The sequence below is a fragment of the Occallatibacter sp. genome (assembly GCF_035317045.1).
In the GTDB taxonomy this organism is placed as follows: Bacteria; Acidobacteriota; Terriglobia; order Terriglobales; family Acidobacteriaceae; genus Telmatobacter.
The window spans coordinates 249,290-259,798 of sequence record NZ_DATHHT010000024.1 but is presented as its reverse complement, the minus strand read 5'-3'; the positions used below and the strand labels follow the sequence as shown (position 1 = coordinate 259,798).

Here is a 10,509-nt window from a genome sequence, read left to right as displayed (position 1 = left end):
CACGCAGGGCGCGGTCTTCGCCATGGACAATACGACCGGCGATGTCCTGGCCATGGTCGGCGGCCGCGACTATGCGCTCTCTGAATTCAATCGCGCCACGCAAGCCGAGCGCCAGACCGGTTCGAGTTTCAAGCCCTATGTCTACACCACGGCGATTGAAGAAGGCGCCAAGCCCGACGACATCGTCGTCGACGCACCCGTCACTTTCGGTAGCTATTCGCCGCACAACTACGAGAACGACTACAAGGGCGCGATGACCCTCATCAACGCCTTCGCCGAATCGCGCAACATCCCCGCGGTCAAGCTCGCCGCGCGCGTCGGCATCCGCAAGGTCATCGATATGGCCCATCGCTTCGGCGTCACGTCCGACATTCCCGCATATCTGCCCATTGCTCTCGGCGCAGCCGAAATCACCCTGCAGGAACAGGTCACGTCTTACTCGGTCTTCCCCAACGACGGCATCCGCGTGAAGCCACGCCTAATCAAGAAGGTCACTAACGCCGACGGCATCACCCTGTGGGAAGATGCGCCCGCCGTCGACGAAATCATCAGTCAGCAGACGGCGCGCACCATGATGACCCTCCTTCGCGCCGTCACCGCGCATGGAACCGGCGCTGCCGTGGCGCAGATGAATCACCCGCTGGGCGGCAAGACCGGCACCACCAGCGACTACACCGATGCATGGTTCATGGGTTTCTCGCCCTCGATCACCTGTGGCGTCTGGGTCGGCTACGACAGCCGCCAGTCCCTCGGCGAAAAAGAAACCGGTGCGCGCGCTGCTCTGCCCATCTGGATGAACATCATGAAAGTCGCCATCGCCGGCAAAGACGATGAGCAGTTCCCGGGGGACACTGAACTGCCGCCACTAGAGCAGGCCAAAGCCGCACAGCCGGGGAGTCCAAATACTCCGCTGACCCCGGTGCCCCATCCTTCGCTGACCTTGTCGCCGCGACCACAAAATCCCGCGTCGGCACCCAGGATCACCGCGGCCCCGGCTGCGAAGCCGGTGCAGACAGGACTTGCCCGTCCCGTTTCTCCCCGCTGATTCGCCGACCTCAACCAGGCACACCCTCAGGTTGACATCCGACCCGAACCCGCGCATACTCGTGTCGTATGCCGACCCAAGAGAACAACGACGATCGCATCGCCCTCCTCCAGGGCACGCTTGACCTCCTCATTCTCAAAACCCTCATCCTGGGCCCATGCCACGGCCAGGGTGTAGCGCGCTCAATCCAGCGTCAGTCGGAAGAGGTTCTGTTTGTCGATCATGGCTCGCTCTATCTCGCGTTGCAGCGGCTTGAGGATAAGAAGCTCATCCAGGCCAAGTGGGGCACCAGCGAGAACAACCGCAAGGCTCGCTTTTATTCGCTCACTGCAAAGGGCCGCGCAGAGCTCACCGAAAAAAGCTCTCAATGGAAGCGATTGACCCGCGCGATGGATCTGATACTCGAACCCCAAGGCGAGGATGCGTAAACCATGTTCAAGCGCAAACGCAGTGCCGAAGACTTCGCCGAGGAAATCAAGGCCCACCTCGCACTCGAAGCCGACGACCTCCGCGCCGAAGGCCAAAGCGAGGAAGAAGCGCAACGTCGCGCCCGTGTTGAGTTTGGCAACGCCGCCCTCGCTAAAGAGAAGTTTCGGCTCCGCGGCCGCTGGCAAGCTCTCGACAAATTCGCCGGGAATCTTCGCTTCGGCATCCGTTCACTCTTGAAAAGCCCCGGCTTTGCGCTTACCGCGATTCTCACAGTGGCTCTCGGCGTTGGCGCGAACACCGCCGTCTTCAGCGTGATGAATGCGGTTCTGTTGAAGTCGCTTCCCGTCGCCGATCCTCAGACGCTCGTCAACTTCAGGACCTCCGACGCGCCCCGCAACACCGGCACAGTCGATACCAACGAGACGATGTCCTATCCCGTCTACGACGCTCTGCGCAAGCAGACCGGCGCAATCTCTTCGCTCATTGCTTTCGTGCCTCTCTCCAACAGCAAAGTCGCTGTCCGCGTTGGCTCGCAGGCTGAAGAGGCCGAAGGCGACATGGTCAGCGGAACGTTCTTCTCAGGCCTCGGCGTGGACCTGCCCCTCGGCCGCGGCTTCACTTCAGAGGATGAAGCAAATCACGCGCCGCTGGTCGTCCTCAGCTACAACTACTGGACGCGCCGCTTTGCGCGAAACCCCGGCATCCTCGGCCAGACCTTCTATGTCAACAGCGTGCCCATGACCATCATTGGAATCTCAGCCCCGGGATTTGAGGGACTTGAAGGCGGTGGCTCCACGGATTTCTGGATACCCTTGCAGAATCGCCGCGAATTGAATGCATGGGGCAATCCTGTCGAAGAAGGCAAGCTCTACATCACCAACCCGACATGGTGGTGCCTTCGTCTCATTGGGCGTCTCCCCCCGGGCGTCAACAGAACCCAGGCAATAGCCCAACTCCAGCCAGTCTTCCAGTCCGCCGCTCGCATCGGTCTCGGTAAGCCTGAGCAGGGTGAAAAGCCGCCGATCTTGAGCTTTGCCGATGCCAAAAATTTTCCTGACCAGATGTATAGCAATCCGCTACACATCCTTATGGCGATGGTCGGTCTCGTTCTGCTCATCGCGTTCGCCAACGTGGCCATGCTGCTCGCAGCCAGAAATGCGGCGCGTCAGCGCGAGTTCTCTGTACGTCAGGCACTGGGCGCGGGGAGAGGCGAACTGTTTAGCCAGTTGCTGACCGAGAGTCTGCTACTCGTCACCGCCGGCGGTTTGCTGGCGTGGGCCTTCGCGGTCATGGCGGCACGGCTGCTTGCAAATTGGGCGCAAATCGAATCGAGCCTCGCCCCCGACAGAACTGTGTTGCTGTTCACGATGGGCGTTCTCGTCGTTGCCGCAGTGCTGTTTGGCTTGGCTCCTATGCGCGTCGCTCTCGCGGGACGCGCCGAACTAGCCCTGAAAACCTCCGCGGCAACCTCCAACGCCGATGCCGGCAAATCCCGCACGGGGCGAATCATCGTCGCACTGCAAATGGCAATGTGCGTGGTGCTGCTGGTAGGCGCCGGCCTGCTGATTCGCACGCTGAGCAATCTCGAGAACACACCGCTGGGAATGCGCATTGACGGGCTCGTTGTCTTCGGCGTCAGGCCCGACATCCCTTCGGTCCCGGCGGGTATTGCTTTCTATCAGAATCTGATGGGCAAGCTGCGCATCCTGCCCGGCGTCGAGTCGGTCACCATCATGGAAGAACGCATTGGATCGTGGTGGTCTGACAACAGCGCCATGACGGTCGACGGTCGTTTGCCTGAAGTCACAAATGGTGGCTCGCTCACCGTCCGCAGTAACGTCGCCGGACCAGACTTTTTCACGACCCTCGGCGTTCCCATCCTTGCTGGCCGGGATTTCGCAGATACTGACACAGCGAAGACGCCCCGCGTCGGCATCATTAATGAGGAATTTGCAAAGCGCTTCCTGCCTAATGTGAATCCGCTCGGCCACAACATCGGATCCAGCGATGGACGCTTCACCATGTCCATTGTCGGCGTCGTGAAAAACCACAAGTACCGCAGCATCGACGAGGCACCCATCCCCATGGCCTGGTGGATGTACGCGCAGATTCCAGTCATTGGCGAGATGCACGTGGAGATGCGCGTAAAAGGCGCGCCGCTCGCCATTCTTCCCACCGCGCAGAAAGTTGTGCAGCAACTCGATCCGAATCTCCCGCTCATCAAGCCCATGACCCAGCGCGCACAATACGACACCACCATCTCCAGTCAGATCATGTTCGCGCGCCTCGCAGAATTCTTCGGCCTCCTTGCTGTCGTGCTCGTCGCCACCGGACTCTATGGAACGCTGTCCTATCGTGTCAATCGCCGCACCGCCGAAATTGGTGTGCGCATGGCCATGGGCGCCGGACGCGGCCAGGTCGTGTGGATGATTCTCCGCGACAGCTTGCGATTGACCGCAATCGGCGTGGTGGCCGGTGTGCCGTTGGCGATGTTCATCGGCCGTGCCTTGACGTCATCACTCTACGGAGTGGAGCCGCTCGATGCGCTTACCTACGCGCTTGCCATTGCCGGCGTTACAGTCGTGGCCCTCGTCGCCAGTGCCGCACCCGCCAGCCGTGCCGCCAGCGTCAACCCCCTCAAAGCGCTTCGCACGGAGTAGCGCTCAACCAAGCGGCTCCTGCCGGTCGAGTTCAGCAGTGTGCCGCACTGAGATAGCAATCGCCATGGTGAACATCGCCACGGCAGCAACGGTGCCGCCCAAATCAAAGAGAAGCATGCGGTGCCCCATCACCGTTGCGTAAGGGCTCCGCAACAACGCCAGGTTTCCAACGATCAGCAGAATCCGAATCTCCGTTGGCCCGAACATTCCCTGCGACATCTGAAAACTCGACAGCGTGTAGGTTGCAAGATAGCTCTCAGCGGAAAGCAGCAGAAACGCGATGAGCATCGCCACTGCCACCTGCCAGTGCACAAACCCTGAGAATCCCAGCCCGCACATGAGCGCCGTCGCACCCAGAATATCCACCATGTGGTCGACGTAAAATCCGTAGCGCGGCCGCTGCTGATTGCGCACCCGCGCCAGCGTCCCATCCATGCTGTCGCCAAACCAATTCAGAACAATGCAGACGATTACGCCTGCAAGCGCGGCATGGTTGTGGCGCGACAGTGCATAGAACACCCCGGCCCCGATCTGCGCCAGCAGTCCCAGCAGCGTCAGCCCATCTGAAGTCATCCAGCGCGGCGCCCGCTCCGCCATCGATGTCAGAGCGCGCTTCTCGATTCCGGCCGTCAGGGAGCGGTTGATCCGCCGCGCGGATTCGAATGCCTGCCGATGTGCGGCGATTGCGGTGTTCGATTTCATCCTCATCTCCTGTCCGTGTAATTCGACTATTTCCGCAGCGCGTTGCAGACCGCGTGCAGCGTGAACTCCAGCGACTCGCGCGGCACGCTCTCCACAAACGGTCGAATTACCCAGCCGAGTCCCGCCGGAATCGATCGCGTCAAAGAAACCGATTCAATCTCCATGTAGAGCCCGCCGTCTCGCTCTTCGCAGCTCCAGTAAGTGTTCAGGCGCCACAAAAATCCATGTTCTTCGCTGCCGCTGAGTGTGCGCTCCTTCGGTGTGCCGGCCGAGCCGATCTCAGAGATGCGCGTGCTGCGCGAGATGCTGTGCGCATGTTGTGCGTCAAGCCGCCCGAAAGTCACGTCGTATGTCGTATCCATGACAACGGTGATCACATGATGCTGTCGAACGCGCATCAATACCGTGAAGTGGCTGGAGTCTGCGCCGCCCTGCTTCGTCAGAATCCTCGCCTGCGTCACCTGGGGCGAAAACCGCTGCGGATAAGTGTCGAAGTTTTTCATCAGCCGCTCGAAATCCCCCAAGGTGGCTCCGCGAACAAAGGCGGCTCCGCGCCAGTCGTGCAGCATTGCACCCGACAATTCTGCCTCTCCGGTCGGCGTGAGCTTCTCGATGATCAACTCGCCCTTGCGAAGGCGAACATCCGTTTGGTCCTTCGATCCGACTGTGGCGACGAACCCATTGGCTGACCGGTGTTGCTCCGCGAGCCGCGCTTCCACCCTGGTCGCGTAGGCGTTGAATGCCGTAGTCGCCGCGGCCGGCGCCTCACAGTGCCCGGCCGTCCAAGGCGCCAGCATCAGCAGCCAGATCAAAAGCTTCATCGCCTGAAAACCCGTTCGCCTGCCTTGAATCCGACGCCTCATGTATTCCAGATTGCCTGTCGACAGCGTGCAAAGCAATGCAAAGCGCATCCCGCACAACGCGAATGAACCTCACGGCGGAAGTCCCTGCAGGAATTCTATTTAGGGCAAGTTGTCCCTTGCTGCGCCGTGCGGCACCCCAGGCTGCAATCGAGTAAACTTGGCGAAAGATGATGACAGATTCCGGGCAAGCACGGCGTTATCGCTTCGGAGCCTTCGAGGCGGACGCTTCAACCGGAGAGTTGCGACGCCAGGGGATTCGCATCAAGCTTCACGCCCAGCCGTTTCAGGTGTTGCTGATGTTGCTGGAGCGACCCGGCGAGGTGCTGTCGCGCGAGGAGATTTCCCGCGCCCTATGGTCTGACGGCACATTTGTCGACTACGACCACGGCGTGAACTCGGCCGTCAATCGAATACGCGAAGCCCTTGGCGACACGGCTAACAGCCCCCGCTTCGTTGAAACTCTAGCTCGCCGCGGATACCGCTTTTTAGCTCCCGTCGAAGCCATCGCTGCCGAAGCGGATCGGCCTCCAGCGACGGTGCAACTCAACCCTGAGCAATCGAAGTCGGAAACAGAACCCACGTCCGAAGCTGAACCGAGGGTCGGCAACGGGATTCTTGCGTCGCTCGAAGAGCTGCCCGAAACCTCGCCTACCGTCGTGCAGACGCTTTTCCTTCTGCTGCAACTGATGTACCTGGGCTTCTACGTTGGCACGCTCACCAATCTCTCTGAGATCGAGGAACTGCTCTCAACGCTGCCGCGCGCGACGTTGATCGTGTACGGCCTCATCGGAACCGCTGCGATCCTGATTCCGGTGCGCGCCTTCGTGTTTTGCGCGGCTCTGTTTCGCGCTCCCGGAATGCGCGGAAAGTTCCTGAAGATGTGGCCCTGGCTGCTGGTGGCGGATGTGCTCTGGGCGCTTTCGCCGTTTCTCCTGCTCCATCACATCAGCATTGGACTGGCGCTGGCGTGCATGGCCCTTCTGGTCTACTCGCCCTTCGCCCAGCGGGCTCTCATGTTGATGGGAGCGGGTCGGCAAAAGATCGCACACGCAGCGATGCCTCGCTGAATAAGCGCACTCTTCCAAGTCAAGCTGAACCGCCTTTTACAACTGATCGTAAAGGGATGTGTTCCGGTATCCGAGCAGCATCACAAGCGTCCAGATCGCGAGCGCCGTACCCAGCGGAATCTTCAGGATGCAGAGAAATGCAGCCACAATCGCCACCACGCGGCCCCACGGAGCGCGCTCCATCAGTCCCCACCCGGCCACAAAAGCCAGGCCGGAGCGCAAAATGACCATGATCCAGGCGAAGTGAATGATTGCGGATCCAAATTCCGGTCCAAACGGGAAGGCGTTGCGTGAAAACGGACCGTGCATCCAGAAGCCGCCGCCATTGAAGATCGAGTTTGCGACTGTCAGGCCTACGATTCCCAACACCAGCGAAAGGCCCCCGTAGATGAACCAGACGGTGCTCAGCGCTCGAATGCGATTGGCGTAATTTGCCACCTCAAACGCGAGGTTCGGCACCGGCGGTGGAGGAGGTGCTGCCGTCGGGCGACCGCATTGAGGGCAAACTTGTTGCCCTGGTGCAACTGGCTGGCCACATCCGCTGCAAAACATCATGTACCTCCCCGACCCTTAGGGAAATTCTATTCCCTGCAATCCATCGAATTCCCAAGAACCTCTCAGTCGGGCTGCGAATGGGTACGCAGCGGCGACCGGATTCGTTCCCAACGCTCTTCGTGCCGGTCGTCGCGCAACACCAGCGCAATTACTCGCCCCTGGGGGTCGCGCTCTACCGCGATCCGCGTCAGGCTGCTGCCGTTTGGGTAGAACAAAACCGAGGGAGACTCTGCCGCCAACTCGGCAATTTCGCCATAGTGATTCTTCTGGTAAAGCAGATCTCCCTGGCGAAACAGGGTTACGACAATCAGGCCCCGTTTGTCGACGTAATCCCCGGCAAATCCGTCAAGCTGGGCAGGAGAAATCTTGAGCGCTGGAGGGTGCAGCGGAATCGAAACGCGTTCGGCAAAAGGACCTTGCTCCTGCGTCTCCCGCCTGTGCAGCAGCAGCCAGCGGGATAACTCGGCCTCCCCGTATGCGCGCGTCCAGCAATCGTGCTTCAGTCCCTGGTACACCCAAAGTCGAACGCGGCCGCCTGCTGCTTTGAGTGCGGTGTAGAGCAACTCGTCCTGACGCGGCGCCACCACGTTGTCTTCCGCACCATGAAAGAGCCATATCGGAGTGTGGCCAATCGCCTGCGCATACTCGCCGGGCAGCGTGGAGGCCTGCTGCCAGCGCTCCGGTGCGTAGCTCCAGAAAATGCCTCCCGCAGCAATAGCAATTGCAGCCCAGCGCTTTGGATATTGCCGCAAAAGTTCCCATGCTCCGTATCCGCCCATCGACAGCCCGGAAAGATACGTGCGACTCGGGTCGCCGTGAAACTCCTCTGTCTCCTCGTCCAGTGTCGACATCGCCATTGCGAGCATGTCACGGTCGGTCCAGTAGCGGTCGATTGCGCATTGCGGCATCACTACTATGAATGGCCAGCGCTCCGGGTGATCGCGAATGGCCTGCGGCAGCCCGATCTGCGTTTGCCACATTCCCTCGGAGCCGCGCTCACCGCGGCCGTGCATAAAGAGAATCATCGGCCACAACTTGTGATCGTCGCGGCGCCACTCTTCCGGAACGTAGACCTGGTAGCGATAGGAGGCTCTGCCAACCTGGATCCAGCGATTGAGAAACCCTGTCTCCTGCACCGGATGTTTGCGAAATCCCTTTGCACCCGGCGCGGCGTGCAGCGGGATGGGGGCCAACCCCCAGGTAAGGCAGAGGCAGGCCGCGAGCAGTCTCAGGATGCGGTGCATAGGCTGCAAACATCATAGAGCCTGCAAGCCGTTTGTCGCCGATGGCACTCGTTCCCATTTGCTTACGAAATTCTTGTGCAGAGCCATGAAACAATCAAGGAGATCCAATCCAGACACGCGCATGACCACCTACGAAGCCGGAAACACCCTCGACCACTACCGCATCGATGCGGCGGTCGCCCATACCGGCATGTCCACGCTTTACCGGGCCACCGACCTCGAATCGGGCCGGCAAGTGGCCATCAAAGTCCCGCTTCCTGAGATGGAGGCCGACCCGGTCCTCCTCGAACGCTTCAAGCGCGAACAGGAAATTGGCCAGGAACTCGATCATCCGGGTGTGGTCAAGACCTTCAACGGCGAAGAGCGCAGCCGTCTTTACATGGTCATTGAATGGGTCGACGGGCGGCTTTTACGCACCATTCTGAACGATGAGAAACAACTGTCCGCCGATCGTGCGGTGAAAATCGCCGTGGGCATCTGCGATGCGCTCGACTATATGCACAAGCGCGGCATCATCCACCGCGACCTGAAACCCGAAAACGTCATGGTGGGTGACGACGACCAGGTCAAGCTCATCGACTTCGGAATCGCGATGAAAGAGGATGCCCGCCGTCTTACCTTCGTGAATGTCTCGTCGATGCTGGGCACTCCGGACTATATCTCGCCCGAGCAGGTAAAAGGCGCGCGCGGCGACCAGCGCAGTGATATTTACGCCGTGGGCATCATGCTCTACGAAATGCTAACCAGCCGCGTGCCGTTTGTCGGGCCCAATCCGCTCGCCGTGATGAACGAGCGCGTCCTGAACGACGTGAAGCCTCCGCGCGAATTGAATCCGGAAATTTCGCCCGAGCTTGAAGAGATTCTCTATCGCGCCCTCGATCGAGAACCGCGCCACCGCTACGCTACGGCCAGCGAGATGGTGTGGGATCTCGAACATCAGGAACAAGTAGGTGTCGAGCCGCGCGGCGCAAGGCCCGTCAACCTCGCCGGCCGCAAAATCAACAGGAAAGTCCTTCTCTGCGCCGCCATGGCCCTTTTCCCGCTCCTTGTATTCGCGCTGATGCTCCTGATGGCAAAAAGATAATTCAAGATTCTAAGTAGATCCCAAATCCTCTTCCCTAGTCCCTATTCCCTAGTCCCTAGTCCCTGTCTTTTTAATCATCTTCCGCGCCAGCCTAAACCATGGCCGCTCCCGCCGCCGCAAATAACCCGGCATGGTCGGCTCCTTGTCCAGCACCTTCTGCGCCCACTCGCGCGCCTCCGCGTTGCGGCCCTCCGAGGCGAGCAAATCGGCAAAGTTCAGATAGGTTTCCGAAAGGGTAGACACGATCGTGACGCGCCGGAAAAGCGCTTCGGCCTTTTCCTTCTCGCCCGTGAGAGCGTAGGCCTGGGCCAGCAAAGCCGGGCCGCGGTTAAAGTCGTAGTTAGGCTCCTTGGCGACGGCCATTTCCAGGTCAGGCAGTGCTGCCTTCGCATCGCCCAGCAGAATGGCACACACCCCGCGCCGATAAAAACAGTCAAGCGTATTGGAGCGCGCGGCAATCGCCTTATTGAAGGCCTCTCGAGCCCGCTGCAACTGGCCATCGTCCATGCAGAGCTCGCCAAGTTCCTCGTAATTACCGGCTGACGGATTGTCGCGAATCGTCAATTCAAGAGCGGCAACGCGCTTGCGCCGCGATATGCCTTTGAACGACTGGTTCAGCAAACCTGCATCCGGAAAGACTTCCGCAAACATATACACGATCGCGCCAATCGGCCCCAGGAAAAGAATGATGTAGAGCCAATACGTGTCGGGTCGGCGGCGAATGAAGTGAATGATCGCCCCAGCCTGGAGCAGAAGTCCCCAGGGGTAGAAAAGATGTGTTAATAATCCCATGCGGTAGGTGGTCTCAGCTCCTAGATTATAGGAGAGATGCAACACCCCGAAGACCACTTTTGTGGGAA

General features: G+C 59.9%; 10 protein-coding genes. 5 read left to right on the top strand and 5 right to left on the bottom strand.

Annotated elements, in window-relative coordinates; all coding sequences use genetic code 11:
• The 3 genes from VK574_RS12035 to VK574_RS12025 form a co-directional block, all read left to right on the top strand.
• The coding region (locus VK574_RS12035) for a penicillin-binding transpeptidase domain-containing protein (RefSeq protein ID WP_472800101.1) at positions 1–1,045 on the top strand (1,045 nt) is incomplete at its 5' end.
• A gap of 68 nt (positions 1,046–1,113) precedes the next feature.
• Positions 1,114–1,473, top strand: a complete 360-nt coding sequence (locus VK574_RS12030; RefSeq protein ID WP_472800100.1) for a PadR family transcriptional regulator — start codon at positions 1,114–1,116, stop codon at positions 1,471–1,473.
• A gap of 3 nt (positions 1,474–1,476) precedes the next feature.
• Positions 1,477–4,134, top strand: coding sequence for an ADOP family duplicated permease (locus tag VK574_RS12025; protein WP_472800099.1), 2,658 nt, complete (start codon positions 1,477–1,479; stop codon positions 4,132–4,134).
• Between the two features lie 3 nt (positions 4,135–4,137).
• On the opposite strand, the gene VK574_RS12020 is transcribed toward VK574_RS12025, so the two are convergent.
• On the bottom strand, positions 4,138–4,836 hold the full coding sequence (locus VK574_RS12020; RefSeq protein ID WP_472800098.1) for a CDP-alcohol phosphatidyltransferase family protein: 699 nt from the start codon (positions 4,834–4,836) through the stop codon (positions 4,138–4,140).
• A gap of 26 nt (positions 4,837–4,862) precedes the next feature.
• The gene (locus VK574_RS12015; protein ID WP_472800097.1) at positions 4,863–5,657 is read right to left on the bottom strand and encodes a hypothetical protein; all 795 of its coding nucleotides are present in this window, start codon (positions 5,655–5,657) and stop codon (positions 4,863–4,865) included.
• A gap of 209 nt (positions 5,658–5,866) precedes the next feature.
• Between VK574_RS12015 and VK574_RS12010 the strand changes: the two genes are divergently transcribed.
• On the top strand, positions 5,867–6,766 hold the full coding sequence (locus VK574_RS12010; RefSeq protein ID WP_472800096.1) for a winged helix-turn-helix domain-containing protein: 900 nt from the start codon (positions 5,867–5,869) through the stop codon (positions 6,764–6,766).
• Positions 6,767–6,802: 36 nt separating this feature from the next.
• Here VK574_RS12010 and VK574_RS12005 read toward each other — a convergent pair whose 3' ends face one another.
• The gene (locus VK574_RS12005) at positions 6,803–7,204 is read right to left on the bottom strand and encodes a hypothetical protein (RefSeq protein ID WP_472800095.1); all 402 of its coding nucleotides are present in this window, start codon (positions 7,202–7,204) and stop codon (positions 6,803–6,805) included.
• 179 nt (positions 7,205–7,383) lie between these two features.
• The gene (locus VK574_RS12000) at positions 7,384–8,565 is read right to left on the bottom strand and encodes a carboxylesterase family protein (RefSeq protein ID WP_472800094.1); all 1,182 of its coding nucleotides are present in this window, start codon (positions 8,563–8,565) and stop codon (positions 7,384–7,386) included.
• A 121-nt stretch (positions 8,566–8,686) separates the two neighbouring features.
• Here VK574_RS12000 and VK574_RS11995 point away from each other — a divergent pair, with 121 nt between their 5' ends.
• Entirely contained in the window at positions 8,687–9,649 is a 963-nt protein-coding gene (locus VK574_RS11995) for a serine/threonine-protein kinase (RefSeq protein WP_472800093.1), read from the top strand.
• Positions 9,650–9,697: 48 nt separating this feature from the next.
• On the opposite strand, the gene VK574_RS11990 is transcribed toward VK574_RS11995, so the two are convergent.
• Positions 9,698–10,441, bottom strand: a complete 744-nt coding sequence (locus VK574_RS11990) for a tetratricopeptide repeat protein (RefSeq protein ID WP_472800092.1) — start codon at positions 10,439–10,441, stop codon at positions 9,698–9,700.
• Between the last annotated feature and the right edge of the window lie 68 nt (positions 10,442–10,509).

Bases quoted from the DNA above. Each gene is read 5' to 3' on its own strand.
- VK574_RS12030 (WP_472800100.1), top strand. From the start codon at position 1,114: ATGCCGACCCAAGAGAACAACGACGATCGCATCGCCCTCCTCCAGGGC.
- VK574_RS12015 (WP_472800097.1), bottom strand. From the start codon at position 5,657: ATGAAGCTTTTGATCTGGCTGCTGATGCTGGCGCCTTGGACGGCCGGG.
- VK574_RS11990 (WP_472800092.1), bottom strand. From the start codon at position 10,441: ATGGGATTATTAACACATCTTTTCTACCCCTGGGGACTTCTGCTCCAG.
- VK574_RS12000 (WP_472800094.1), bottom strand. From the start codon at position 8,565: ATGCACCGCATCCTGAGACTGCTCGCGGCCTGCCTCTGCCTTACCTGG.
- VK574_RS12010 (WP_472800096.1), top strand. From the start codon at position 5,867: ATGATGACAGATTCCGGGCAAGCACGGCGTTATCGCTTCGGAGCCTTC.
- VK574_RS12025 (WP_472800099.1), top strand. From the start codon at position 1,477: ATGTTCAAGCGCAAACGCAGTGCCGAAGACTTCGCCGAGGAAATCAAG.
- VK574_RS11995 (WP_472800093.1), top strand. From the start codon at position 8,687: ATGACCACCTACGAAGCCGGAAACACCCTCGACCACTACCGCATCGAT.
- VK574_RS12020 (WP_472800098.1), bottom strand. From the start codon at position 4,836: ATGAAATCGAACACCGCAATCGCCGCACATCGGCAGGCATTCGAATCC.